Genomic DNA, 24,681 nt, shown 5'->3' with positions numbered 1-24,681 from the left:
CGGCCAAACCCGGCGGAGGTTAATATTGGATTATAGCCAGCCCGACCGTTTTAAGCGCCAATACAGCAGTAAACTACCGATCGAAACACCTCCGACCACTAGCGGATAGCTGTATTCCCATTCCAGTTCCGGCATGTGTTTAAAGTTCATGCCATACCAGCTGAACAGCATGGTGGGAATGGCCAGGATGGCGCCCCAGCCGGCCAGCCGTTTCACCACTTCGTTTTGCCTGACGGTCTCAAAAGTCAAATGTACCTGCATGGCGGCGATCAGCATTTCCCGCATGCCGTCCATGGCGCGGTCGATGCGGCTGATATGGTCGGCAATATCCCGGAAGTACAGGCGTACGTCCTTGGGGATATTGATCTCGTGCGAATGCATCAACACGTTGCAAATATCGATGACCGGCATGATGATGCCTTGCATCTGAATGAGTTCGCGCTTTAATTCGTACAGGCCTTCCATGGTTTGCCGGCTGGGGTGGTTGGCGAATATCGCCGATTCCAGGGCGTCGAAACGGGCTTGCAAGCCGTCCAATACCGGTATGTAATTGTCGACGATAAAGTCCATGATGGCATAAAGTGCAAATCCGGGGCCCTTGGCCAGTTGGTGCGGCAAGGCTTCGCAGCGGGCGCGGACTTTGCTATGGCCCAGAGAAGCTCCATGGCGGACCGTGACTAGAAAATGGCTGCCGACGAAAAAATGGGTTTCGCCGAACTCGATACCGTCATTTGCCAGCACGGCGGTATGCAACACAATAAACAGCGAGTCGCCGTATTCTTCGAGTTTCGGCCTTTGGTGGGCCGAGCGGGCGTCTTCCACCGCCAATTCATGCAAACCGAATGCGTTTTGTATGCTGGCGAGCAACGCCGGGTCAGGTTCGCGCAGGCCCAGCCAGATAAAATGATCGGGTTGCCTGATGGCTTCGCCGATGCTGTCCATGTCGATATCGCCTACGCTGACCCCGTGTAGGTAGGCGACGCCTTTCATGATCATGTTGTTATCGTTGGGGTTTGGCAAGAATGGTCTCCGGGTTGTATGGGGCTTGCGAGCGGATTAAGGCGCGGCGCGGTTTTCATGCACCGCCCGAAGCGGCCATGTTGTTTGTATAAAAGTCGGCAGCCTAAAAATAGGCTGCTAAATTTGATCGATTATCATGAAGCGGTTTAATCTTTATGGCAAATTGCCGAACCTTATCGATCAGCCGCGGCATTTTAGGGCTATAGTTGTACTGCAAAACACCAAGCCGTTTTTCTTGGCGACACACGGCGGATTTTATTTTTTAAGTGTTGGGTTGATTCATGACAAATAAAGACGGGCCGGCCGCCAAAGCGCTGGATTTGGATTATGCGCTGGCTTTGGCCATCAGGCTGCATCAAGCGCGGGAACTGGATGACGCGGAAGAGCTGTACCGCACTATCCTCGGGCAATACCCCCGTTTTCCGGAAGCGCTGCATTTTTTGGGTTTGCTGAGGCACCAAAAGGGCGATAACGCGCAAGCGATCCGGCTGATCGAGCAGGCGATTGCGGAAGCGCCGGCGTATTCGGATGCCCATAACAATTTAGGCAACATATTTAACCGGCTGGAGGATTTTGAAAAAGCCGCGGACAGCTATAGCCAGGCGCTGGAGTTAAACCCGGATAATGCGGCGGCGTTTAATAATTTTGGGGTGGTGTTAAGCCAGTTGTCGCGGATAGAAGACGCGATAGAGGCTTTTTCCAAGGCGATTGCGCTGATGCCGGGAAATGCCGAATTTTATCGTAACCTGGGTAATGCCTATAAAAAACAGGGCGAATTTGCCAAATGCATCGAGGCGTATCGGAAAGTTATCGGTTTAAAACCTTACAATGCCGAAAATTACGAAAACCTGTGCGCGGCGATGTGTCTGCAGGGCAAGGCCGAAGACGCCATTGTGTTAGTGAAGGAATGGCTGGAACACGATCCGGCAAATCCCTTGGCGTTGCACCGCTTGCGGTCGTATACCGGCGAATTCGATTTACCCAGGGCCTCGGACGAATATATTGTCCAAACATTCGATGATTTTGCCGATAGTTTCGATATGGTGCTCAAGCGCCTGGAGTACAAGGCGCCGTTTTTGGTCTCCGACGCGGTAAAGGAAATTTTTAGTCAAGCCGAAACGGGTTTGGATATTCTGGATGCCGGTTGCGGAACCGGCCTGTGCGGGCCTTTGCTGAAACCTTATGCCAAATATTTGGCGGGGGTTGATTTGTCCGCCAAAATGCTGGAAAAAGCCAAAAAACGCGGATGTTACGACGATTTGCTGCATGCCGAGTTAACCGAATGCATCGCCTCGTATCCGGCGCGCTGCGATGTGATTGTCTCGGCGGATACTTTGGTTTACTTTGGCGATCTGCAAGCGGTATGTTTGGCGGCGGCGTCGGCGTTAGTACCCGCCGGCCACTTCGTTTTTACCTTGGAACGGACCGAGGAAAATATCGCGCAAGGGTTTAAAATTCAGCCGCATGGACGGTTCGGCCATACGGAAGCGTATGTCGAAAATGTCTTGATGTTGGCCGGCTTGGCGCCGATTTTATTGGAAAAGGTCATGTTACGCTATGAAGGCGGAGTCCCGGTCGATGGGTTTTTGGTAGTTGCCCGCAAGGTTTTGAATCAGTAAAGCTAACGAGTGGAAAATATATGGCTGATTTGGTGTCATTAAATAAGGTTTTAATCCCGAGGGCGGCGCTCATTTGCCAGGATATTGAGCTTGACCAATCGGCCAGGGCCTGTCTGGCCGCCGATCCCGCGCCGGTGGATTTTTTGAAAAGCCTGATCGAGCAAAAATTGTATCCGGATGCCGTGCGTTTTTTGGCTAGGGCGTTACCGAAACGGGAGGCGGTTTGGTGGGCGTGCCTGAGTGCGCGCAGTTGCATGCAGGAAAAGCCCGAGCCGAAATTGGTGCAAGCCGTGGAAGCGGCCGAGGCATGGGTCTATAAGCCTACTGAAACGAATCGGCGCCAAGCCTTTAATGCCGCCGAAGCCGCGTCGTTCGAAAATCCCGCGGCCTGGGCGGGCATGGGGGCTTTCTGGAGCGAGGGCAGCATGGCGCCGGAAAACGTTCCGGCGGTACCGCCGGCGGACAATTTGACCGCCAAGGCCGTGGCTGGCGCGGTGATGTTGGCGGCGGTGCAAAGCCAGCCGGAAAAAGCTAATGATAAGTATCTGTTTTTTCTGGAACAGGGTGTCGACATTGCCAATGGTGGCAATGGTCGGCTTTGGCAACAAGCCGGCTAAAACGTAAAAGAGGATAGGGTTATGGGTCAGCCTGCCGCGAGAATCACCGATATGCATGTGTGTCCGATGTTTACCGGCCCGGTGCCGCATGTCGGAGGGCCTATTTTGCCGCCTGGCGCTATTACAACCCTGATCGGTAAGATGCCGGCCGCGCGGGTTGGGGATATGGCTGTCTGTGTGGGGCCGCCCGATGCAATAGTCAAAGGGTCGGCGACGGTTTTGATCGGCAAAATGCCGGCGGCCAGAATGGGCGATCAGACCGCTCATGGCGGGGTGATTGTGCTGGGTTGCCCGACGGTTTTGATAGGCGGCTGACCCTGCGCTGAAAATGTTACACAAATGATAAGCGGACTATAGGACTTCAATCATGGCTCTATCTCAAGTTGATCGGATAGCATCGGTAACCACGCCGTTGGGCGAGACTGATTTGCTGTTATATCGAATGACCGGCACCGAGCATTTGAGCCAGTTATTCGAATATGAGTTGGAGTTGCTCAGCGAAAAGAACGATATCGATTTAAAGGCTTTGCTGGGCAAAAACGCCACGGTCAAACTATTGTTGCCGGACGGCAAGCATCGCTCTTTTCATGGCGTGGTGACCCGTATCAGTCTGTTCGGCATGTTGGGCCGCTTATATTATTACCGGGCGACCTTGCGGCCTAAGCCTTGGTTGTTGTCCAGAACCGGTAATTGCAGAATCTTTTCCAATTTATCGGTGCCGGATATCGTCAAGAAAGTGTTGGCCGAGCACGGCTATACCGATTTAGAAAATAAATTGTCCGGCACCTATGAGCCGCGCGAATATTGCGTGCAGTATCGGGAAAGCGATTTTAATTTTATCAGCCGCCTGATGGAGTCGGAGGGTATTTACTATTACTTTAAACATACCGACAGCCAGCATACCATGGTGCTGTGCGACGACAGTTCCGGTCATGCGCAACCGCCCAAGCAGACAGTCCGTTATTTGCCGCCCGAAAATCAAGGCCGGCGTAAAGAAGAGCATATATTCGACTGGCGGGTCAGCGAGGAAATCCAAAGCGGGGTTTACGAGCATGACGACTTCGATTTCGAGAAGCCGAAAGCCGAGTTGAAAACCACCTCTAACGATCCCGGCGGACATGAGGAAGACGGCAAGGAAGTGTACGATTACCCCGGCAATTACATCAAAACGGCGAATGGGGATCATTACGCCAAAGTCAGAATGCAGGAGATGCGGGCCGGGTTTGAGTATATTTCCGCCTCCGGCAACACGCGCAACTTGGCGGCAGGCAATAAATTCGACCTGATCGAGTTTCCGCGCAAAGACCAAAACCAGGAATATATTGCCGTTTCCACCCAAATACAGCTGCAAAACAATGGTTACGAATCATTCGGTATTGCCGATTGCATGGAACCTTATCAGTGCTTGTATACGGTCATCAGCAGCAAATTCAATTATCGGGCGCCTAGAATCAGCCGCATTCCGATAGTGCAAGGCGTGCAAACCGCCATAGTGGTGGGAAAATCCGGCGACGAGATTACCACCGATAAATACGGCCGCGTCAAAGTGCAGTTTCATTGGGACCGCGAGGGTAAGAACGACGAAAACAGTTCCTGTTGGGTGCGGGTAGCCCAAGTGTGGGCGGGCAAAAACTGGGGGGCCATCCATATTCCGCGGATCGGACAGGAAGTGATCGTGGATTTTCTGGAGGGGAATCCGGACCGGCCCATCATAACCGGGCGGGTTTATAATGCGGACCAAATGCCTCCTTACGATCTGGACGCCAATAAAACCCAAAGCGGGATAAAGTCGCGCAGCAGCAAGGACGGCTCGTCGGATAATTTTAATGAAATTCGCTTCGAAGACAAAAAAGGCGACGAAGAACTGTACATGCATGCCGAAAAGAACTTTACCCGCGTGGTAGAGAACGACGATGTGCATACTATCGGTTTCGACAAAAAGGATCCCGGCGACCAGAAAGTCGATATTTACAATGATCGAACCGTGACGCTGGACCAGGGTAACGATTTGCTCACCGTCAAAATGGGCAATAGAACGGCAGAGATCAAGCAGGGGAATGACGAGATCACGGTAGGCATGGGCAACCGCACGGTCAAGGTAAACACGGGCAAAATCACCGAAGAAGCGATGCAGTCGATTGAGCTGAAAGTGGGCCAGAACAGCGTGAAAATCGATCAGACCGGCGTAACGATTAAGGGCTTGATGATTAAAATAGAAGGGCAAACCACCACGGATCTTAAAGGCCTCACCACCACGGTTAGCGGCGATGCCATGCTAACCGTCAAGGGTGGTGTAGTGATGATTAATTAAACGCCGAAAGCCGTTTTTTTAAGCGTAAGCGGTTTTTTGCATGCCCGACGCTTGTTCCTTGAAGACGTCGGAGTAAACAGCAAAGCCGTTTTTGTAATCGGTTAACCACAATGGGTTTTGCAGAATATTTTTAACCGATATCTCGTAAGGCGTGCGTACCCCTTTATGGTCGCAGGGGGCGCCGATTTGCGACAGTTCGAAACCTTCCCGTCTGATAAAGCATGCCAGCGCGGGTGCCACGATAAAATACCAATAGTCCAAATTATTTTCCGAAGAATAGTCGACCGCGGCTTTAAACAGTCCCCAAATCATGCTGCGGGTTTGATTTTTGAAATTATAAAACGATCGGACTTTTTCGCTCTCCGCAGAGATTTCTTGCTCGGGTAATCCGTAGGGCGCAAAGCGTTTGGAAGAAAAACGCCGGGCTTCCTTGATGACGCACAACCTGGACATTTCCACCGAGGCCTTGCGTTTAACGTGGCTGATAGGTTGATGAGAGGCGCTATGTTTTTCGAACGGCAATGTGCCATTTTTGTTGAAAACCAAGCGTAATCCCCCCAGCCAATGGCCGGATATTTTGTGCCGGACTAAAAAATGCACGGCGTTATCGTCCCATTCATCGGACTCCATCTCGTCAGGGTAAAGCGTTTTGTCTTCAAAGCCCATTTCCTCGCAATAGACTTGATACCTAAGGTTGTAATGAATTTGTCTGCTTTCCGGCGTGTCCGCCAGGAAAACCTCAAAACAGTTATCAAAAGATTGCTTTTCGGAAACCAATGTAAAACTCCATAAGCTATTGGAAATAGTCCGTGGCTTAAATTCATCGCCGGGAGGGCGGCTAAATTTAAGTTTCGGAACAATTTTAGACTATATCTTTTACAGCGAATGTAAGCTTAAGCTTAAGATTGGATTAAAATCATATGACGAGTTGAAGTAGTCGTGCCGGTAAGGTTGGGCTAAATCCGGGTAATGCCAAAAACTTCGTGGTTTTTTTTTGCCGGTCTCTTGGCTACAATCTCTGCCGTTGATTGATATACATCATATAAACCGGGAGAAAAAAATGGCTGAATTCAGAAAGTACAAATGCAAAACCTGTGGTCATATTTACGATGAGCAGTTGGGCGATCCTCGCAATGGCGTTGCGCCGGGCACTCGTTGGGAAGATGTGCCGGAAGATTGGGGCTGCCCAAAGTGCGGCGCTGTGAAAGCCATGTTTACCTTAATGCGTTAAGCCGATTCGGATAGCTATCTATGCAAAAAAGGGCGCTACGGCGCCCTTTTTATTAAGTGTAAAGTTTAAGCCAGTTTACTTTTCAGGAAGTCGACGATTTCCGAAAAAGGAATTTCGCGGCTTTCATGCTCGGTACGTCCCTGGTACTCGACCATGCCGCTATCGAGCCCGCGGTCGCCAATCACAATCCGATGCGGGATGCCGATCAGTTCCATATCCGAGAACATGAACCCGGCCCGGACTTTTCTGTCGTCCAATAGCACTTCAATGCCTGCATCCAATAATTCGCGGTATATTTTTTCCACCGTTTCCAGCAGTCGGTCGGATTTATGCATGTTCATCGGGCAAATGGCGACCTGGAAAGGCGCCAGTTCGTTGGGCCAAATAATGCCGCGCTCGTCATGGCCTTGTTCTATGGCGGCCGCCACCACGCGGGAAATGCCGATACCGTAGCAGCCCATCAGCATGATTTGGTTTTTGCCGGCTTCATTGATGATGGCGGCATTCATGGCCGCGCTGTATTTGTCGCCCAGTTGAAAGATATGGCCGACTTCGATGCCGCGGGCGATGGTGATTCGACCTTGTCTGTCCGGACTGGGGTCGCCTTCCACCACCATGCGTAAGTCGGCGGTTGCCGGCAGAGGCAGGTCGCGCGCCCAGTTGACGCCGCTGTAATGTTTTCCGTCCCGGTTGGCGCCGCAGATGAAGTCGGCCATTAAGGCGGTAGCGCGGTCGGCGACGATGGGTATTTTTAACTCGATGGGGCCAAGCGAGCCGGGCTTGCAGCCGCAAGTGGCGATAATTTCTTCATCGCCGGCGAATTGCAGCGGCGAGAGTACGCCGGGAATTTTTTCGGCTTTGATAGGGTTTAACTCGTGGTCGCCCCTCAGCAGCAAGGCGACCAATCTGTTGTCGTCGCCTCGTACGATCAAGGTCTTCAGGCATTGTTCGGCGCCGACATTGAAAAACCGGCTGACTTCTTCGATGCTGTGCTGGTTGGGAGTGTCTACCAGGGTTAAGGTTTCGGCCGCTTCAGGGCGTTCGCCTTGGGGTGCCAAGGCTTCGGCTTTTTCGACGTTGGCGGCATAATTGCTGGCGTCTGAAAAGGCAATCGCATCTTCGCCGGAATCGGCCAGCACATGGAATTCATGCGATACCGCGCCGCCAATGGCGCCGGAGTCGGCGATGACGGCGCGGAATTTCAATCCGAAGCGGTTAAAGATATTGGTATAGGTTTGATACATTACATTGTAGGTTTTTTGCAGAGACTCTTGGTCGAGATGGAACGAATAGGCGTCCTTCATCACAAACTCGCGCGAACGCATGACGCCGAAACGGGGACGGATTTCATCGCGGAATTTGGTCTGAATCTGGTAATAAGTGATCGGCAATTGCTTGTAGCTTTTCAGTTCGTTGCGGGCCAAGTCGGTGATAATTTCTTCATGCGTCGGCCCCAGGCAAAATTCGCGGGCATGGCGGTCTTGCATGCGTGCCAGTTCCGGTCCATATTTTTCCCAGCGGCCGGTTTCCTGCCAGAGTTCGGCCGGCTGCAGCGCCGGCATCAATACTTCCAGCGCACCTGCTTTGTTCATTTCCTCCCGCGTAATGTGTTCCACTTTACGCAAGACTCGCAGCCCCAAAGGCAGCCAAGTATAGATGCCGGCCGCAATTTTACGGATTAGGCCGGCGCGTATCATAAGCTTGTGGCTGGCGATTTCGGCATCGGCGGGGGTTTCTTTTACGGTGTTGAGTGGAAATTGGGATGTGCGCATATTGATGAAGTTTTATTGAGTCGATAAGCAGCTATTTTACCGGTTAAGCGGTAAACTGAGAATGTAATAGGGGGTTAATTTTACGGTAAAAATGGCCTATCATGAGCGAGTTTGTGTAATCCGGCTATATTTTGAAGCACGCACCGATGACATTGTCAGGTATTGGAAAATATGATTAAGGTTTTGCTGGTTGATGATCACGAGTTGATAAGAAGCGGGGTCGAGGCATTGCTGAATGCATTCGAAGACATTTCCGTGGTTGCCGTTTGCGATTGCGGCGAAAAGGCTTTGCAAATAATGGAGGCCGAGCTGCCCGACGTGGTGTTGATGGATGTGAATATGCCGGGCATGGGCGGTTTTGAAGCCTGCAGGAGGATTTTACAGCGCTTTCCCAAGGTCAAAATAGTCGGTTTATCCGTGCACAATGGCGGAGCGATACCGCAGCAATTATTAAAACTGGGGGTTGAAGGGTTTGTTTCCAAGGCTTCGCCGGTCAGCGAAATGGTAGGAGCTATTAGGGCTGTAATGTCCGGGAAGCGTTATTTATGCCAGGATGTAGCCAGCAATCTGGTATTCGAATCGATGGAGGGCGGCGAAGCCTCGCCGTTTTCGCAATTGTCGCAGCGCGAAGCGGAAGTGGCGCAGATGATATTAAAAGGCAAGGGCATTCAGGAGATCGCCGAAGCATTGACGCTTAGCGATAAAACCGTCAATACCTACCGCTACCGGCTATACGCGAAATTGAAGATCAAAAACGATGTCGAGTTGACTCGGCTGGCGGTTAAGCACCATTATTCCGAACCGATCTAAATCCGCTGAGTTACCCGCCCAAGGCGGGCGGGTCGCCGAGATTAAACCAAGCCGCGCGCTTTGCCGAAGGCCTCTCTGAAATCGATAACGACGGGCTTGTCGCTCTCCAACATGGATTTTAACAATTCATGCTGTAATTGATATTTGACGTTGCCGACCGCCAGCGCGCCTACCCCAACGGCCTTTGGCGATTGGGCGGCATGCAGCATGGGGATTGCCATATCGTTGGCGGAGATACCCTCGATTCCAGCCGGTGGAACCGCATTCACATCGCCGGCCACTTTTAGTTGCCGGGTTTGAGCCAATACCGCGGCGCTTAATACCCGAATGCCCGCTTTGGCGGTGCAGAACACAATGTCGGCATCCGCCAGCAAGGCGATTTTGTCCGCATCGGTTCTGGCGACGGCGCCGCTCATGTTGGCGTTAAAACGCCGGTTGTATTGTTTGGCAGCGTCGTTTGCGGTCTCCGCGGACAAGTGGTCGACCAAAACGGTGTCGGCACCTTGTAATGACGCAATGATGCCGGTGGCAATGCCGACCGGGCCGGTGCCGCCGAATACCAAGGCCTTGCAGTCCGATAATGCCTTGCCGTGAACGTCTCTTAGGGCTTTTTCCACACAGGCCACCAAGGCGGCGGCGGTGGTGTAAGCGCCGCTGGGATCGGCAAACACGGAAATCTCGAACGGCGGCACCATGGCCGGCTGGGTGGCTTGCAGCATGTCGATGGCCAAGCCGATGTCGCGGCCGCCGATAAAGATTCCGGTTTTTTTGATGCCGGACGGGCTGCGCGAAAAAATGGCATCCTGGGTCAGATTCTGGATGTTTTCCAGTTTGACGTTGGAGTACGGCATCAGCACGTCAAAACCGGCATCGAGCGCCATGTTGATGTCAAACGGACTATTGTTTGGCATCGGGTCGAACATATGAAGTATGCTGCGTTTTGACATTTTGATCTTAACCTCGGTAATTGACGGGTGCTGGCGCTTACAAAACGCGTTAATTAGACGACTTGATAAATTCGCGGGCTACTTCGAAAGCGTGCTCAAAGTGCAGGAATAAAGGTTTGTCGCATTCCAGCATGCGTTTCAACAAGCGGCTCTGGGCCTGATATTTGATGTTGCCGATGGCCAAGGCGCCGATGGCGACCGCGCCGCTGGTGGAGCCGGCCAGCGGCTTGCCGTTGTCGAATGCATCCACGCCGGCAATGCCCGCGGGCGGGACGGCGTTAACGTCCGCAACTACCTTCAATTGCGGTGCGGCGGCGATCAGATCGGCGCCGAGCAATTCGATGCCGGCGGCGCCGGTAGCGAACACGATGTCCGCGGTTTGCATATATTCGGCTTTGTCGGCATCGGCGCCGGCGGTAATGGCGATTTTACCGTCGCCAAATTCTTCGCTGCAAAGTTCGGCGGTGCGCTGGGCTTTATCCAGCTGCCTGCCGACGATTCTGACATGGGCGCCGGCCTGAGCGGCAATAACGGCCGCGGCTTGGCCGACCGGGCCGGTGCCGCCGAGGGCCAGAATATTTTTACCTTCCAGCGTGGTGCCGAATTTGTCGGCCAATTCTTTTTCAACCGCCGCTACCATGCCGGCGGCGGTAGTGAATGCGCCGCTGGGGTCTGCGAACACGGACACTTCGAACGGAGGAAACATGGAGTTTTTCGCCAGTTTCAACATGTCCATGGCTTGTTTGGTTTCGCGGCCGCCGATGAAAATAGCGGTACGTTTTAAACCTTTCGGGCTGCGGGAGAAAATCGCGTCTTGCACCAAACCGCGCACTTCGCTGGGCTCGACATTGATGTAAGGAACCGCCTGGATCCAGCCGGCATCCATCGCCATGTTGACGTCGAAAGGGCTTAGGTTTTTGGCTGTAGTCAGCATGTGTAGGATGAAAGGTTTTTCCATGATTTCCTCTTAGATTTTGATTAGCCTTCAAGTATAAAAGAAAAGGCAAGTCGATAACAATTTTAGGTCTTGCGGCGAATAATGCCAGCCGACGGTTTATTTGAGCTTGTCGGTAACGTGCGGGGCAATGGCGTGATACATCAACTGGTGCATGCGCGGATTGCCGACGATGATGTTGCCGGATTGCAGGTATTTGTCGTTAAAGGAAAAGTCCGTGGCGACGCCGCCGGCTTCCTGAATCAGTAATACCCCGGCGGCAACGTCCCATTCCTTGACGCCGATTTCCCAAAAGGCATCCAGTCGGCCGCAGGCTACATAGGCCATATCCAGCGCCGCGGCGCCGGCCCGGCGAATCCCGGCCGTATCGGCGGCGATGGCTTTGAACATACCCAGATAGGGTTCGATATGCTCCATGGTTTTGAACGGAAAGCCGGTGCCGATCAGCGCGCCGCGCATGCTGGCCTGTTTGGTGACGCGGATCTTACGGTTATTCAGCATGGCGCCGCCGCCGCGTTCGGCGGTGAAAAGCTCGTCGCGGACCGGGTCGTATATGACGCCGATTTCCAACTTGTTTTTCAACTTGAGAGCAATCGATACGGCATATTGCGGAAAACCGTGCAAAAAGTTGGTGGTGCCGTCCAGGGGGTCTATGACCCACACATAATCGTTACCCCGATGGTGGCCGCTTTCTTCCGCCAAGATAGCGTGGTCGGGAAAGGCCGCGCGGATGACTTTAATGATTTCTTGCTCGGCCATGCGGTCGACTTCCGACGCATAATCGTTGCGGCTTTTTTGATCGATAGTCAGTTTTTCGATATTGTTGGAAGAACGTTGAATCAGGTCGCCGGCGTTACGCGCTGCGCGCACGGCTATATTAAGCATGGGATGCATAGATCGAATTGGTAATGAGCAGTTAGAAAACCCCGATAGCATAGCAAATCTTTTGTTAGAATCGCCGGTTTTTTAGTGGTCGGAAACTGTCTTTGCTGTCTAATTTTAAGGTCGTTTTAGTGGAAACATCGCACCCGGGCAATATCGGCGCCGTCGCCCGGGCCATGAAGAACATGGGCATGAATCAGTTGCGGCTGGTCTCGCCGAAGTTGTTTCCGCATGCCGATGCCACGGCCCGCGCCTCCGGAGCGGACGATGTGTTGCGTGCCGCCACGGTCTATTCTTCGTTGCCGGAAGCGATAGCCGATTGCCGGATTGTTTTGGGTTCCAGCGCCCGTGACAGGACCATCAGCTGGCCGTCGGTAACCGCGCGCGAAGCTGCCGGGAAATGGGTGGGCCGTAGCGGCGAGGATAATATCGCCCTGGTATTTGGCCGGGAAAATTCCGGCTTAAAAAACCATGAGCTGGATCTTTGCCATTATTTATTGCGGATTCCCTGCGATCCTGAATACAGCTCGTTAAACTTGGCGGCCGCGGTACAAGTGGTCTGTTATGAATTGTTTGTCGCCAGCGGCCTGGAATATCCGAGTAGCATTGGCGATCGGGGCGATGAGCCCTTGGCGACGGCGGAGCAAATGGAAGGTTTTTATCGGCATTTACTGCAGACCATGGCGGATATCGGTTTTTTACATCCGGAGCGTTCCAAGTCTATCATGCGCCGCTTACGCCGCCTGTTTAACCGCGCTCAGTTGGACACCAAGGAGCTGGATATATTGCGCGGTATCTTGCGCTTCTCTCAAAATCACAATTTAAAGTAATCGCCATGTTCAGCCGAATTCAAGAAGATATTCAATGCGTTTTTGCGCGCGATCCGGCGGCGCAGTCAATATTTGAGGTGATAACGACTTATCCGGGCTTTCATGCGGTCTTGATCCATCGGCTCAGTCATGGTTTGTGGCGGCGCGGTCTGCATTGGCCGGCGCGCTATGTGTCGTTTTTGGGCCGCTGGTTGACGGGGATCGAAATACACCCCGGCGCGCGGATCGGCCGGCGTTTTTTTATCGACCACGGCATGGGCGTGGTGATTGGGGAGACGGCCGTGATCGGCGACGATTGCACGCTTTATCACGGTGTGACGCTGGGCGGCACCAGTTGGAACAAGGGCAAGCGACATCCTACCTTGAAAAATGGGGTGGTAATCGGTGCCGGCGCCAAAGTGCTGGGGCCGATTGAAATCGGCGAGGGCGCCCGGGTCGGTTCCAATTCGGTCGTAGTCAAGCCGGTGCCGGATGGCGTTACCGTGGTAGGGATTCCCGCCCATATTATCGACGGCAAGGCGAAACAGGAGAAAGCCCGGCGCGATGCGACGGCGCAAAAAATCGGCTTCGACGCCTATGGGGCCACCGATATGCCTGATCCTATTGCCAATGCGATTAATCTGATGTTGGACCATATTCATCAAATGGACAAGCAGATCGAAACCATGTGCCAAAAGCTGAATGACGCCGGCATTCAATGCGGCGAAAAAAATATGCCCCAGTTGGACGATTGCCAGATTAAGGATAAAACCTGAAATCGCTAGAAGCGCAATACTTGACTAAAATAGTAGGTTTATTTATAGTCTCCCTACTTTAACTAAGTTTAATGAGGAGGCCTTTATGCGACTTACCACCAAAGGGCGCTATGCGGTCACGGCCATGCTGGATTTGGCCTATCACAGCCAAAAGCATCCCGTCACTTTAACCGACATCGCTACCCGGCAGACCATTTCGTTATCGTATCTGGAGCAATTGTTTGCGAGGTTGCGCAAAGCCGGCATGGTCAAGGGCGTGAGAGGCCCGGGCGGCGGTTACACCTTAAGCCGCGGGGCGCGCGAAATCAATATTGCCGACATTATCGAGGCCGTCGACGAGCCTGTCGATTCCACCAAGTGCGGCGGAAAATCCAACTGCCACAATGATCAGCCGTGCATCACGCACGATTTGTGGATGGGATTGAGCGAACAAATTCGCGCTTACCTGAAACAAATTACCCTGGGCCAGTTGCTGGAAAGAGAGCTGGTCAGCGAAGTGGCGAAAAGGCAGGCCAAGCAGTCCGAACAGGTTATCGATATTCAGACGCTGCAGGAACGAAAATCGGCTTAAATGATCTATTTTGATCACAATGCCACCACGCCGGTTGACGAACGGGTGGTGGAGGCCATGTTGCCGTATTTTCGGCAACTGTACGGCAACCCTTCCAGTTTATATCGATTGGGGCGTATCGCCCGTAGCGCCGTGGACACCGCCCGCGAACAAGTGGCGGCGTTGATCGATGTGCCAGCCGCGCAAATCCTGTTCACCAACGGCGGTACCGAAGCCAATGCATTGGCTCTTGCCAGCGCGCGGGGCAGACGGTTATGGGTTTCGGCTATCGAGCACCCGGCAGTGGCTGAAAATGCATTTCGCCGGGCGGAACATTACCGGGCTGTCAATGCCCTGCCGGCCGATACCGCGGGCGTGGTATTGCCCGGGACGATTGCGGAACAAGGCCTGCAAGCCGGCGACTTCGTGTCGTTGATGTTGGCGAACAATGAAACCGGGGCTATTCAACCGGTAGCCGACTGGGCGGATAAAATCAAGGCGGTCGGCGGATTGCTGCATACCGATGCGGTTCAGGCCATGGGTAAAATGCCGGTCAGTTTTAAGCGGCTGGGGGTGGATTTGATGAGTTTGTCCAGCCATAAAATATACGGCCCCAAAGGTTGCGGGGCTTTGGCATGGCAAGCCGGCGTCGACATACAGCCATTGCTTTACGGCGGCGAACAAGAGCGCGGACTAAGGGCCGGAACCGAAAATGTACCGGCAATTGTGGGATTCGGTAAGGCCGCGGAATTGGCGCGGTTGGAACTTGAGCAGCGAATTGCGCGCATGCAAACTCTTAGGGGTATCCTGGAGCGGCAATTAAAGACGATTCCGGGAGTGGTGATTTTTGCCGAACAAGCGGAACGCTTGCCCAATACCGTACAATTCGGTATCCCAGCAGTCAATGGCGAAATGCTGCTGATGCAGTTGGACCAAAAGAATATCGCCGTTTCCAGCGGCTCGGCCTGCGCTACGGGTTCAGAGCACATCAGCCCGGTTTTGGCCGCGATGGCCGTGGATGCTTTATTGGCCAAATCCGCTATTCGGGTTAGCCTAGGTAAAGACAATACGGAACAGGAAATCGATCAATTCGTCAGTGTTTTAACAACATTGCTTGCAAGAAATTAGGAGAGAACGGTATGAGTATTACGGTGACCGAGCGCGCGGCGAATCAGATCCGCAAACAGTTGCAAAAACGCGGTTCCGGATTGGGCTTGCGTTTGGGTGTGAAACCGGCGGGATGTTCCGGTTACGCTTATGTGCTGGATTATGCAGATGAACCGGCCGCGGATGAAATCGTGTTCGATCAGTTCGATGTCAAGGTGCTGGTTAAGCAGGCGGATCTGGATAAACTGAATGGTATAGAGCTGGATTATGCCAGAGAGGGCTTTAACGAAGCCTTTAAGTTTAATAATCCCAATGTCAAGGGTATGTGCGGTTGCGGGGAAAGTTTTAGCGTCTGAGCGTGAAATCGACACCGGCAATTAGCCGGTGCCGCACGGCGTTATTTGGCCGGTTCTGATTTTTTGCCGTCTTCCGCTTTGTCGCCGCTTGGGGCGGGGGCGGCTTTTTTGCCGGCACAAACAGCTTCGATGGCTTTTTTGTCGGTGGTTTTATCTTTCATTTGGCCGCCGCATTTTCCTTCTCCGCAGGCGCCGTCCTTCATTTTAGAAGCACCGTCTTTTTCGGCTTCCGCGGTTTGCATATAGCCCGAATTCAAGTCCTGCATGGCGAATGGATTGTTGCCGGGTTGCGCGGCGTTGGCGGCGAAAGGCAGTAAGGAAGCGCTCATTGCCAATGCAAAAGGTGTTTTTTGAATTTTTTTCATATTGTCTCCTGGTTGATGTGGTGGGGATATCCCGGCACAAGTGCCTGTTTCGTCTCCCGGTTACTATCACAAAAAAGCGTATGAAAGTAAAGGTGAGTAAATTCTAATAAACAACAGTATACTGCCGTCTGCTAACATGGTTGATATAAGTTATTTATCCTGGGTTTTAAGATGAGCGAAAAGCCTGAAATTGTGCAATTGGGGGCAGAGGTATTGCGCCAAAAAGCACTGCCTATTGATGATTTCACCTGTGCGAAGTTCCATGTCTTACTGAGCGATTTGCAAAATGCGATGCTGGAAAGCAACGGTGTCGGCATTGCCGCGCCGCAACTCGGCGTTTCCCGTCAGATTATTATTGTCGCGTCGCGGCCTACGGCACGTTACCCGAAAGCGCCCGACATGGCGCCTGTCGCGATGGTTAATCCGCGTTTTCGGATAGTGGATGATAATGTCGTCAAGGATTGGGAAGGTTGTTTGAGCGTGCCGGGTATTCGCGCTCTGGTGCCGCGCTATCGCTCCGTGCGGGTGGACTACCAAGACGCGCACGGGCGGCCGGGGCGGATGATTTTAGAAGACTTTCCCGCGCGAGTATTTCAGCATGAGTACGATCATTTACAAGGCTTGGTGTATCTGGATAGAGTCGAAACCAATCAAGACATTATTTCGGAATCCGAGTTTTTCAAACGAATAGCGGCTTAGGGTGCGATATGCGGTTATTGCTTGTTGGTTTAGGATTGTTGATGAACGCCGCAAGCTGGGCCTTGCCAGCCTTGCCGGTAACGGAAGCTGCACCGGGGGTGTTTGTTCATCGCTCCGAACATCATTGGCCCGACCGCGAAAATCACGGTGAAATCGCCAATATCGGTTTTATCGTCGGCGACGACTGCGTGGCGGTCATCGATAGCGGCGGTAGTCCGCAACAAGGCATTGCGTTGCGCCAGGCGGTAAAAAAAGTCACTGCCAAACCCATATGTTATGTGATCAATACCCATGTACACCCGGATCATATCTATGGAAACAGGGCGTTCAAAAACAAGGGGGTACGCTTTGTCGGTCATTACAAATTGGCGCGCGCCATGGCTACCCGCGCGCCGCACTATTTGAGTAAGGCCGATGAGTTGTTGGATATCCGCGTCAGTCCGGACAACATTATTCCGCCCGATTTACAAGTCAAACAGACCATGAGCTTGAATTTGGGTAACCGCGAATTGGTGTTAACGGCGCACCCGGCCGCGCATACCGATAATGACTTAAGCGTTTACGATAAAAATACCGATACACTGTGGCTGGCCGATTTGCTGTTTTTAGAGCATATTCCTGTGATCGACGGCAGCATCCGAGGTTGGCTGAAAGAATTGCGGCGGCTGGCGCAAAATCATTACAAATTGGTAATACCCGGACACGGTCCATTAGTGAAAGATTGGCCGCTCGGTTCGCAGCCGCATATAGCCTATTTAGAGCAATTGGCCGGCGAAATCCGGGCCATGCTCAAACAAGGCAAAACCTTGGAATATGCCGTCGATCATGCGGGTTTATCGGCAAAAAAAAACTGGCAATTGTTTGAGCAATTTCACCGTAAAAACGTCACCATTGCCTTTGCGGAACTTGAGTGGGAAGACTGAATAATTAACGCCTGAGAGAAACTCATGAAAAATTTAGCCAAATTTGTCTTTTTGATTATGCTGCTGCCGGCTGCCGCGTTGGCCGAAGGCGGCGATGATGACAGTACCTGGAACAATACCCTGAAGACGCAGTTTTTTGCCGGCAAAACCATTGAGGAGTCGGATGCGGTCATCGAGCTGGAAGCGCCTTACCGGGCGGAAGATCCGGCGATCGTACCGGTCAAGGTAACGAGTAAAATGCCGCAAGGCAAAGACAAATACATCAAAAAAATCTGGGTGCTGGTGGATAAAAATCCATTTCCGTTTGTCGGCGAATTCGAATTTTTTCCGGAAAGCGGCAAGGCGGATTTAGCCATGCGGGTGCGGGTGAATACCTACAGCAATATCCGCGCGATCGCCGAAACCAATGACGGCAAACTGACCATGAGCAAAAAGTTCGTCAAGGCCAGCGGCGGTTGTTCCGCGCCGGTTGGAGCGGACTTGGACGAGGCCATGAAACGATTGGGGAAAGTCAAGTTCCGTTTGGATGACGGCATGAAGCCCGGCCAGCCGACCGAAGCACAGCTAATGATCAGTCACCCCAATCTGACGGGTATGCAGATGGATCAGATGACTAGATACGTTAGGAAATCGCATTTCATCGATCAGCTTAAAGTCACTTTTAACGATAAGCCGGTATTGAACGCCAAAATCGATATTGCCATCAGTGCCGACCCCAATTTCCGTTTTTATTTCATACCGGACAAGCCGGGCGAGTTGAAGGCCGAATTCAGCGATATTTCCTGCGAGTCGCCCGTCAGCAGAAAAGTATGCGATAAAGGCGCCAGTTATTCCCAGCAATACGCGGTCACCCCTTAAAGGGAACGGATGAAAACCCTGGTGCTGGCGTTGTGCCTGATTTTGGCCTCGACGGATGCGCTGGCTTTTCGTTGCGGCCGCAAGTTGGTGCAGGTAGGCGATTATAAGCCGGACGTATTGGAAAAGTGCGGCGAGCCTGAGTGGGCCGACAGGCGGTATGGCATGCGGGCCAGCCGTTTGCGGCACCCTTACGGTGCGTTGGAGTTGGATCAGTACGAAGAAGTGGTTATTGACGAATGGGTATATAACTTCGGTCCCAGGCGATTTAAACAATTTTTACAGTTTGAAAATGGAGTTTTAAAAAAAATTGAAAATCTGGAATATGGGCGTTGAGTAAGTCAGGCCTTCTAGCTAAATGGGTCTTTTCCACTTCACATAATAGGCTTTAGCCGAATAATTTTATGAACAAACAAAGCAGCAATACCGTTTGGCATCACTCGACGGTAACGAGGGTCAGGCGGGAACAACAGAATGGACATAAGTCGGTTATTTTATGGTTTACCGGCTTATCGGGAGCGGGAAAATCAACCCTGGCGCATGCTGTTGAAGAGCGTCTATATCAACTGGGTTGCAGAACATTCGTGCTGGATGGCGATAATGTCAGGCATGGTCTGTGCGGGGATTTGGGATTTTCCGACCAGGACCGGCAGGAAAACATACGCCGGATTGCCGAATTGGCTAAATTGATGTTGGAAGCGGGAACCATTGCGCTGACAGCCTTCATTTCCCCGTTTCGGGCGGAACGTAATTTGGCCAGAAAATTAGTGCCGCACGGCGATTTTATTGAAATTTACTGTAGTTGCGATCTGGCTATTTGCGAAGAACGCGATGTAAAAGGTTTGTATAAAAAGGCCCGGCAAGGGGAAATTAAGTATTTTACAGGCATCTCCTCTCCCTACGAGGCGCCGGAAAAGCCGGAGTTGAAAGTCGATACCGGCAAGTACAGTTTGGACGAGTGTGTCGAGCAAGTGCTGCTGCTGCTGCAAGAGCGCGGCGTCGTGTCAAGAAAACCATAAGGCTGGTCTGTAAATGAACTTTGATGTGTTTAACGGCGATGCGGACGGAATCTGCGCCTTGCTGCAATTGCGCTTGGCCGAGCCGGCCGATTCGATATTGGTTACGGGAGTCAAACGGGACATAAGCTTGTTAAAACGGGTCGATGCCAAGGCGGGCGACCGCGTCAACGTTCTGGATATATCGCTTGATAAAAACCGTCAGCCGCTCATGGATTTATTGGATCGGCGGGTTGAGGTTTTTTACGCCGATCATCACCAAGCCACGGACATTCCCGTCAACCCGCTATTAACGGCCTTGATAAACACGGATGCCAATGTGTGCACCAGTTTGCTGGTGGATCAGTATTTAGGCCGCCGCTTTAGCGCTTGGGCAGTAACCGCGGCTTTTGGAGATAATCTGACGGACAAGGCCGTTTCCGTGGCGCATGGGTTAAATTTATCCGATGACCAAATCGAATCGTTAAAGCAGCTTGGGATATGTTTGAATTACAATGGTTACGGTACGAATCTTGAAGATTTAAATTTTGCCCCGGATGCGCTGTATCGGTTTTTATATGGATATGAATCGCCGTTGGCTTTTATGGCTGATCGGCGCGATATTTATCAGGCCCTGCTGGACGGTTATGCCAACGATATGCGCTTGGCCAAGCGGACAAAAGCCGAATTTCAAACCGAACACGCGGCGCTTTTTATTCTGCCGGATGAAAAGTGGGCCCGTCGCGTTAGCGGGGTTTGGAGTAATGAGTTAGCCAATCTCCATCCAGGCCGCGCGCATGCGGTTTTGAGTTTGAACGAGCGTGGAGGGTACGTGGTAAGTGTAAGAGCGCCCTTGAATAATAAAGCGGGCGCGGACGTATTATGCGCCAAATTTCCAAGCGGCGGCGGCAGGATGGCGGCGGCTGGAATCAATCACTTGGAAACGGATAGGCTTTCCGAGTTTATGGAGGCTTTTGTTTCATATTATTCCCGATAAGGTAAGGTTATTCTATATGCTCTCGATAGGGTATCGGCTTGATTAAGCGCTTAAATAAATTAATAGTGGGATATATGGCTCTGGTGGGCTTTGTAGCGCATATTGGGTTGGTTTACGTTTTAATCGGCAATCCCAAAATCCGCTATGGTATAGAGAATAAATTTTTTACGGTGTCTGAAAAGAATAAAAAAAATTCCGCCGAGATTCAAGAGGAGATAAACGCTTCTTTCGGTAAATGGACGCCAAAATACATTAATCAACTTGGCGAGAATAAAATCTTAGTGAACGGGCGCGAGTTTCCGGATTTGACGTCCGCGTTAGATGCTCTGCGGGACGGCGATACGTTGGAATTGGGCGCCGGCGTTTATAAAACACCGCTTTTTATTCGTAAAAACGGGATTACGGTTGTTGGGAGGGGGCATGTTATATTCGACGGTGCCGTTGCCGGCGGTAAAGGCGCGATTGTTATAAAAGGAAATTCCGCTACTATCGATAATATCGAATGTAGAGGCATTAAGGTTCCCGATCAAAATGGTGCCTGCGTAAGATTGGAAGGCGGTAACCTGCTGTTAAATCATGTGTACTTCCATGATAGCGAACAAGGGCTGCTGACGGGTAAGCAACCGGAGCTCGTTAAAATCAAGGACAGTAGATTCGAGTTGTTAGGGCGGCGTGGGAAGTCGCATGGAATATATGTTGGCGTCGGCGGAGAACTTTATATTGAAGACAGTTTGTTTATTGCCGCGGTCGATCAAGGCCACGAAATAAAATCCCGGGCAAGGGTAACGGAGATTGTTAGAAGCGTAGTGGCTTCTCTGTCGTCCGATAGCAGTAGGCTTATCGATATACCGAATGGCGGCATTGTCAGTATTCGCAATTCTATTTTAGAAAAAGGCCCCGGCTCCGTGAACTCCGATTTGATTGGATATGGCTTGGAAGGCTATAAACATAAAAGTAATTATGTCGAGTTGAAAAATAATGTCGTGATTATGGAGAGAAAGGGGCGGAACAATTTACTGCATGCGGCGGGGGAGGATGTCGAGACTAAGTTTGATTCGAATGTTTTTGTCGGTAAAGAAGAGGTGGTTGTCGATGGCGTCAATATCTGGTATCAGAGCCGGGAAAAATCAGGCATAAAAGATTACCCATTTATTCCCTTGCCCTATATGGAATAATATTTATTGAATAATACGGTCAAACTAATACTTTTAGCTCGATTAGAGTGCTGTTTCTTTTTCTTTAAAATTTTTAAATATTTATAATACGCGTTTTTAATGATTGATTTTATTCCCGGCCAACGCTGGATTAGTAATACCGAGTCCGAACTCGGTTTAGGCATGATTTTGGAAGCGGAGTTTAACCGCGTTACGGTACTGTTTTTGGCCACGGGCGACAAGCGGGTTTATGCGCGGGACAATGCGCCGTTGACCCGGGTGCGGTTTGCCGAAGGCGACGTGGTTGAATCCATCGAATATTGCAAAATTACCGTGCAACAAGTGCAGCAACAAAATGGGTTGCTGAGCTATTTCGGGTTGGACGAGGATGGCCGGTTTCAGCAAATCGATGAAATGGAACTGAATCACCACATACAGTTCAATAAGCCGCAGGACCGCCTGTTTACCGGGCAATTCGATCCCAGCGCCTGGTTTAGTTTGCGATATGAAACTTGGCGGCGTCAGCAGCGGCATCAACAATCCGCGGTGAAAGGTTTGCAGGGCGCGCGGGCCGCGTTGATTCCGCACCAATTATACATTGCCCATCAAGCGGCCAACCGGATTGCCCCCAGGATTATGCTGGCGGACGAAGTGGGCTTGGGTAAAACCATTGAAGCGGGTTTGATTCTGCAACACCGTCTGATTAATGGCTTAAGCCAACGGGTTTTGATAGTGGTGCCGGAAGCCCTGATGTATCAATGGTTGGTTGAGATGCTTCGCCGCTTCAATCTGCGCTTCAGCCTGTTGGACGAAACCCGTTGCTTGGCATGTCGGGAAGATGGCGATAATCCGTTTTCGACTGAACAATTGGTGCTCTGCAGCCAGCAGTTTTTTGCCGATTTCCCCGAGCGCCAGACACAAGCGTTGGATGCCGGCTGGGACATGGTCGTGGTCGATGAAGCCCACCATCTGGAATGGAGCGAAGCCACGCCCAGCGCCGACTACCTGTTTGTCGAAAAATTGGCCAATAGCGTGGATGGTTTGATTTTACTGACTGCGACACCTGAGCAATTAGGCAAGGAAAGCCACTTTGCCCGTTTACGCTTGCTGGATCCCGACCGTTTTTACAGTTTTCGGCACTTCGTCGCGGAAGAAAGCCAGTTTGCCCCGGTCGCCGAGTTGGCCAACCGCCTGATCTCCGGTCAAGCATTGCCCGCGGACGAGCAAGTCCGGCTTAAAACTCTGCTACAGCACGACAATGTTGAAACGCTGCTGCAGCAGTTCAACGCGCAGCCGACGGATGCGAATGTGCGGGAAGAATTGATCAAATTGTTGCTGGACCATCACGGCACCGGGCGGATTCTGTTCAGAAATTCCCGACATACCGTGCAAGGCTTTCCGGACCGGGAACGCTACGGCTATCCGTTGCAGGGCGAGCCGGGCGCCGATTTGGCAAGCAGCCCGTACTTTTTATGGCTGGTGGATAAATTAAAGGCGCTGGGCGAGGAAAAGACCTTGTTGATCTGCCAACGCGCCGAAACGGTGATTCAACTGGATCAACTCTTGCGCCAACATTTGGGCCATGTGGCGGCGGTGTTTCATGAGGGTATGAGCATTGTGGAGCGGGACCGGGCCGCGGCATTTTTTGCCGACGACGAAAGCCGGGCTCAGGTATTGCTGTGTTCGGAAATCGGCAGCGAAGGCCGGAATTTTCAATTTGTCCGGCATTTGATTTTATTCGATCTACCGCAAAATCCGGACTTGTTGCAACAACGTATCGGCCGGCTGGACCGCATCGGTCAAAAACAAGTGATTCAAATTCACATTCCGTATTTAGAAAATAGTTCGCAACATCTACTGTTCCGATGGTATGAAGAAGGTCTGGATGCTTTTAGACATAATTGTTCCGCGGCCGGCCATGTCGCCAAGCAGATGGGCGCGCAATTGAAGGCGTTATTGGCTGGTCGGGATCAAGCCGATATCGAAGGCTTTATTGCCGCGACCAGAGCCCTGAGCGAACGGATAGAAACCGAATTGCAAAACGGCCGCGACCAGCTATTGGAACTGAACTCCTGCCGCCCGGCGGAAGCGGCCGAGCTGATTCGGCAGCTGGAAACCATCGAAAACGACGGTAGTTTATGGCCTTATATGGAAGCGCTGTTCGATTGCTATGGGGTGGATGTCGAATACCACTCCAAACATTGCCATATCCTTTGGCCGAGCGAGAATTTACGTATCGCGCATTTTCCGATGTTGCAAGACGACGGCGTGACCGTTACCGTGGACAGGGACATCGCCCTGGCGCGGGAAGATATGCAGTTTCTGACGCAGGAACACCCGATGGTGCTATCGGCCATGGATTTGGTGTTGTCCAGCGAAACCGGCAATGCCGCGGTCAGTGTTATTAAGCAGCCGAACTTGAAAGCCGGGCAGTTTTTATTGGAACTGCTGTTTATCGCGGAATGCAGCGCGCCGGCGGCGTTGCAGATCGGCCGTTTTTTACCGCCTACGCCGCTCAGGGTTTTGATCGACCAGAATAAAAAGGATTTAACCGCTGCAATTTCACACGATTCCATGCTGGATACACCGGACAGTATCGATAAAGAGCAGATTGGGCAGTTTTTAAACAGCCAGCGCCAACATATTCAGGATATGCTCAACGCCGGCGAACAAAAGGCTAAAGCGTTGATGCAAGGTTTGATTGCCGAAAGCAGCAACCGCATGATTGCGGCGTTCACCGGCGAAATCAAGCGCATGGTCAGATTGAAGAAAATCAACCCCGGCATCAAGGATCAGGAAATTCAACAATTAAAGGAAATGACCATGCTGGCGCACGAAAGCATCCAGGATGCGCAATTGCGATTGGATGCGGTGCGCTTCGTCATCACCGGTTAATTGGCGGCGCCCGTTGGCGCGTTGGCCTTTAACCGG

26 protein-coding genes are annotated in these 24,681 nt (G+C 51.9%); 19 read left to right on the top strand and 7 right to left on the bottom strand.

The features are described from left to right. Nucleotides 1-30 precede the first annotated feature (30 nt). Nucleotides 31-1,020: a magnesium and cobalt transport protein CorA gene (locus NP596_RS00245; RefSeq protein ID WP_256613189.1), complete on the bottom strand. Its 990-nt coding sequence runs from the start codon at nucleotides 1,018-1,020 to the stop codon at nucleotides 31-33. Between the two features lie 281 nt (nucleotides 1,021-1,301). Between NP596_RS00245 and NP596_RS00240 the strand changes: the two genes are divergently transcribed. Genes NP596_RS00240 through NP596_RS00225 form a run of 4 tightly spaced genes read left to right on the top strand, consistent with a single transcriptional unit; the run spans nucleotide 1,302 to nucleotide 5,567 of the window. Further along, nucleotides 1,302-2,639 (top strand): tetratricopeptide repeat protein, encoded by a 1,338-nt coding sequence (locus NP596_RS00240; RefSeq protein ID WP_256613188.1) that lies wholly within the window; start codon nucleotides 1,302-1,304, stop codon nucleotides 2,637-2,639. A 20-nt stretch (nucleotides 2,640-2,659) separates the two neighbouring features. Then, nucleotides 2,660-3,256: a DUF6931 family protein gene (locus NP596_RS00235; RefSeq protein ID WP_256613187.1), complete on the top strand. Its 597-nt coding sequence runs from the start codon at nucleotides 2,660-2,662 to the stop codon at nucleotides 3,254-3,256. 21 nt (nucleotides 3,257-3,277) lie between these two features. Next, nucleotides 3,278-3,571, top strand: a complete 294-nt coding sequence (locus tag NP596_RS00230; protein WP_256613186.1) for a PAAR domain-containing protein — start codon at nucleotides 3,278-3,280, stop codon at nucleotides 3,569-3,571. Between the two features lie 52 nt (nucleotides 3,572-3,623). Next, on the top strand, nucleotides 3,624-5,567 hold the full coding sequence (locus NP596_RS00225) for a type VI secretion system Vgr family protein (RefSeq protein ID WP_256613185.1): 1,944 nt from the start codon (nucleotides 3,624-3,626) through the stop codon (nucleotides 5,565-5,567). 18 nt (nucleotides 5,568-5,585) lie between these two features. Here the strand turns inward: NP596_RS00225 and NP596_RS00220 are convergent, their stop codons facing one another. Continuing rightward, nucleotides 5,586-6,344: a PEP-CTERM/exosortase system-associated acyltransferase gene (locus tag NP596_RS00220; RefSeq protein WP_256613184.1), complete on the bottom strand. Its 759-nt coding sequence runs from the start codon at nucleotides 6,342-6,344 to the stop codon at nucleotides 5,586-5,588. Between the two features lie 283 nt (nucleotides 6,345-6,627). Between NP596_RS00220 and NP596_RS00215 the strand changes: the two genes are divergently transcribed. Continuing rightward, nucleotides 6,628-6,798, top strand: a complete 171-nt coding sequence (locus NP596_RS00215; RefSeq protein ID WP_013820495.1) for a rubredoxin — start codon at nucleotides 6,628-6,630, stop codon at nucleotides 6,796-6,798. A gap of 65 nt (nucleotides 6,799-6,863) precedes the next feature. Here NP596_RS00215 and NP596_RS00210 read toward each other — a convergent pair whose 3' ends face one another. Beyond that, the gene (locus tag NP596_RS00210) at nucleotides 6,864-8,570 is read right to left on the bottom strand and encodes a proline--tRNA ligase (protein ID WP_256613183.1); all 1,707 of its coding nucleotides are present in this window, start codon (nucleotides 8,568-8,570) and stop codon (nucleotides 6,864-6,866) included. Nucleotides 8,571-8,741: 171 nt separating this feature from the next. Here NP596_RS00210 and NP596_RS00205 point away from each other — a divergent pair, with 171 nt between their 5' ends. Next, nucleotides 8,742-9,380, top strand: coding sequence for a response regulator (locus NP596_RS00205; protein WP_256613270.1), 639 nt, complete (start codon nucleotides 8,742-8,744; stop codon nucleotides 9,378-9,380). Between the two features lie 41 nt (nucleotides 9,381-9,421). Here the strand turns inward: NP596_RS00205 and NP596_RS00200 are convergent, their stop codons facing one another. The 3 genes from NP596_RS00200 to NP596_RS00190 all read right to left on the bottom strand — a co-directional run bounded on the left by NP596_RS00200 (nucleotide 9,422) and on the right by NP596_RS00190 (nucleotide 12,176). Continuing rightward, a complete protein-coding gene (locus tag NP596_RS00200; protein WP_256613182.1) occupies nucleotides 9,422-10,327 on the bottom strand; it encodes an NAD(P)-dependent methylenetetrahydromethanopterin dehydrogenase in 906 nt (301 codons plus the stop codon). Nucleotides 10,328-10,376: 49 nt separating this feature from the next. Further along, entirely contained in the window at nucleotides 10,377-11,285 is a 909-nt protein-coding gene (locus NP596_RS00195) for an NAD(P)-dependent methylenetetrahydromethanopterin dehydrogenase (protein ID WP_256613181.1), read from the bottom strand. A gap of 96 nt (nucleotides 11,286-11,381) precedes the next feature. Next, on the bottom strand, nucleotides 11,382-12,176 hold the full coding sequence (locus tag NP596_RS00190; RefSeq protein ID WP_256613180.1) for an inositol monophosphatase family protein: 795 nt from the start codon (nucleotides 12,174-12,176) through the stop codon (nucleotides 11,382-11,384). A gap of 92 nt (nucleotides 12,177-12,268) precedes the next feature. Between NP596_RS00190 and NP596_RS00185 the strand changes: the two genes are divergently transcribed. From NP596_RS00185 to NP596_RS00165, 5 genes are all read left to right on the top strand, one after another. Then, complete coding sequence (locus tag NP596_RS00185; RefSeq protein ID WP_256613179.1) at nucleotides 12,269-12,994, top strand: RNA methyltransferase; 726 nt, start codon at nucleotides 12,269-12,271, stop codon at nucleotides 12,992-12,994. Nucleotides 12,995-12,999: 5 nt separating this feature from the next. Continuing rightward, nucleotides 13,000-13,749, top strand: a complete 750-nt coding sequence (cysE, locus tag NP596_RS00180) for a serine O-acetyltransferase (protein ID WP_256613178.1) — start codon at nucleotides 13,000-13,002, stop codon at nucleotides 13,747-13,749. Between the two features lie 85 nt (nucleotides 13,750-13,834). Then, entirely contained in the window at nucleotides 13,835-14,320 is a 486-nt protein-coding gene (locus tag NP596_RS00175) for a Fe-S cluster assembly transcription factor (RefSeq protein WP_256613177.1), read from the top strand. After that, a complete protein-coding gene (locus tag NP596_RS00170) occupies nucleotides 14,321-15,427 on the top strand; it encodes a cysteine desulfurase family protein (RefSeq protein WP_256613176.1) in 1,107 nt (368 codons plus the stop codon). A gap of 11 nt (nucleotides 15,428-15,438) precedes the next feature. Next, a complete protein-coding gene (locus tag NP596_RS00165) occupies nucleotides 15,439-15,762 on the top strand; it encodes a HesB/IscA family protein (protein ID WP_256613175.1) in 324 nt (107 codons plus the stop codon). 41 nt (nucleotides 15,763-15,803) lie between these two features. Here NP596_RS00165 and NP596_RS00160 read toward each other — a convergent pair whose 3' ends face one another. After that, nucleotides 15,804-16,127 carry a hypothetical protein gene (locus tag NP596_RS00160; protein WP_256613174.1) on the bottom strand — a complete coding sequence of 108 codons (324 nt, stop codon included), beginning with the start codon at nucleotides 16,125-16,127 and terminating at the stop codon, nucleotides 15,804-15,806. 171 nt (nucleotides 16,128-16,298) lie between these two features. Between NP596_RS00160 and def the strand changes: the two genes are divergently transcribed. The 8 genes from def to rapA all read left to right on the top strand — a co-directional run bounded on the left by def (nucleotide 16,299) and on the right by rapA (nucleotide 24,645). Beyond that, nucleotides 16,299-16,826, top strand: coding sequence for a peptide deformylase (def, locus tag NP596_RS00155; RefSeq protein WP_256613173.1), 528 nt, complete (start codon nucleotides 16,299-16,301; stop codon nucleotides 16,824-16,826). Between the two features lie 41 nt (nucleotides 16,827-16,867). Then, complete coding sequence (locus NP596_RS00150; RefSeq protein ID WP_371927876.1) at nucleotides 16,868-17,749, top strand: quinoprotein relay system zinc metallohydrolase 2; 882 nt, start codon at nucleotides 16,868-16,870, stop codon at nucleotides 17,747-17,749. 24 nt (nucleotides 17,750-17,773) lie between these two features. Beyond that, entirely contained in the window at nucleotides 17,774-18,607 is an 834-nt protein-coding gene (locus tag NP596_RS00145; protein ID WP_256613171.1) for a quinoprotein dehydrogenase-associated SoxYZ-like carrier, read from the top strand. 9 nt (nucleotides 18,608-18,616) lie between these two features. Further along, complete coding sequence (locus tag NP596_RS00140) at nucleotides 18,617-18,940, top strand: DUF2845 domain-containing protein (protein ID WP_256613170.1); 324 nt, start codon at nucleotides 18,617-18,619, stop codon at nucleotides 18,938-18,940. 68 nt (nucleotides 18,941-19,008) lie between these two features. After that, entirely contained in the window at nucleotides 19,009-19,623 is a 615-nt protein-coding gene (gene cysC / locus NP596_RS00135) for an adenylyl-sulfate kinase (protein WP_256613169.1), read from the top strand. Nucleotides 19,624-19,636: 13 nt separating this feature from the next. Beyond that, entirely contained in the window at nucleotides 19,637-20,596 is a 960-nt protein-coding gene (locus tag NP596_RS00130; RefSeq protein WP_256613168.1) for a DHH family phosphoesterase, read from the top strand. A 38-nt stretch (nucleotides 20,597-20,634) separates the two neighbouring features. Next, a complete protein-coding gene (locus NP596_RS00125) occupies nucleotides 20,635-21,771 on the top strand; it encodes a right-handed parallel beta-helix repeat-containing protein (protein WP_256613167.1) in 1,137 nt (378 codons plus the stop codon). Nucleotides 21,772-21,870: 99 nt separating this feature from the next. Beyond that, on the top strand, nucleotides 21,871-24,645 hold the full coding sequence (rapA, locus tag NP596_RS00120; RefSeq protein ID WP_256613166.1) for an RNA polymerase-associated protein RapA: 2,775 nt from the start codon (nucleotides 21,871-21,873) through the stop codon (nucleotides 24,643-24,645). Nucleotides 24,646-24,681 lie beyond the last annotated feature (36 nt).

Source organism: Methylomonas rivi, assembly GCF_024505165.1.
GTDB lineage: Bacteria > Pseudomonadota > Gammaproteobacteria > Methylococcales > Methylomonadaceae > Methylomonas > Methylomonas rivi.
Note: the sequence above shows the minus strand (reverse complement) of the source record. Positions and strands in the feature narration are given on the sequence as shown.

Bases quoted from the DNA above. Each gene is read 5' to 3' on its own strand.
- NP596_RS00240 (WP_256613188.1), top strand. From the start codon at position 1,302: ATGACAAATAAAGACGGGCCGGCCGCCAAAGCGCTGGATTTGGATTAT.
- NP596_RS00235 (WP_256613187.1), top strand. From the start codon at position 2,660: ATGGCTGATTTGGTGTCATTAAATAAGGTTTTAATCCCGAGGGCGGCG.
- NP596_RS00230 (WP_256613186.1), top strand. From the start codon at position 3,278: ATGGGTCAGCCTGCCGCGAGAATCACCGATATGCATGTGTGTCCGATG.
- NP596_RS00225 (WP_256613185.1), top strand. From the start codon at position 3,624: ATGGCTCTATCTCAAGTTGATCGGATAGCATCGGTAACCACGCCGTTG.
- NP596_RS00215 (WP_013820495.1), top strand. From the start codon at position 6,628: ATGGCTGAATTCAGAAAGTACAAATGCAAAACCTGTGGTCATATTTAC.
- NP596_RS00210 (WP_256613183.1), bottom strand. From the start codon at position 8,570: ATGCGCACATCCCAATTTCCACTCAACACCGTAAAAGAAACCCCCGCC.
- NP596_RS00205 (WP_256613270.1), top strand. From the start codon at position 8,742: ATGATTAAGGTTTTGCTGGTTGATGATCACGAGTTGATAAGAAGCGGG.
- NP596_RS00200 (WP_256613182.1), bottom strand. From the start codon at position 10,327: ATGTCAAAACGCAGCATACTTCATATGTTCGACCCGATGCCAAACAAT.
- NP596_RS00195 (WP_256613181.1), bottom strand. From the start codon at position 11,285: ATGGAAAAACCTTTCATCCTACACATGCTGACTACAGCCAAAAACCTA.
- NP596_RS00190 (WP_256613180.1), bottom strand. From the start codon at position 12,176: ATGCATCCCATGCTTAATATAGCCGTGCGCGCAGCGCGTAACGCCGGC.
- cysE (WP_256613178.1), top strand. From the start codon at position 13,000: ATGTTCAGCCGAATTCAAGAAGATATTCAATGCGTTTTTGCGCGCGAT.
- NP596_RS00175 (WP_256613177.1), top strand. From the start codon at position 13,835: ATGCGACTTACCACCAAAGGGCGCTATGCGGTCACGGCCATGCTGGAT.
- NP596_RS00170 (WP_256613176.1), top strand. From the start codon at position 14,321: ATGATCTATTTTGATCACAATGCCACCACGCCGGTTGACGAACGGGTG.
- NP596_RS00165 (WP_256613175.1), top strand. From the start codon at position 15,439: ATGAGTATTACGGTGACCGAGCGCGCGGCGAATCAGATCCGCAAACAG.
- NP596_RS00160 (WP_256613174.1), bottom strand. From the start codon at position 16,127: ATGAAAAAAATTCAAAAAACACCTTTTGCATTGGCAATGAGCGCTTCC.
- def (WP_256613173.1), top strand. From the start codon at position 16,299: ATGAGCGAAAAGCCTGAAATTGTGCAATTGGGGGCAGAGGTATTGCGC.
- NP596_RS00150 (WP_371927876.1), top strand. From the start codon at position 16,868: ATGAACGCCGCAAGCTGGGCCTTGCCAGCCTTGCCGGTAACGGAAGCT.
- NP596_RS00145 (WP_256613171.1), top strand. From the start codon at position 17,774: ATGAAAAATTTAGCCAAATTTGTCTTTTTGATTATGCTGCTGCCGGCT.
- NP596_RS00140 (WP_256613170.1), top strand. From the start codon at position 18,617: ATGAAAACCCTGGTGCTGGCGTTGTGCCTGATTTTGGCCTCGACGGAT.
- cysC (WP_256613169.1), top strand. From the start codon at position 19,009: ATGAACAAACAAAGCAGCAATACCGTTTGGCATCACTCGACGGTAACG.
- NP596_RS00130 (WP_256613168.1), top strand. From the start codon at position 19,637: ATGAACTTTGATGTGTTTAACGGCGATGCGGACGGAATCTGCGCCTTG.
- rapA (WP_256613166.1), top strand. From the start codon at position 21,871: ATGATTGATTTTATTCCCGGCCAACGCTGGATTAGTAATACCGAGTCC.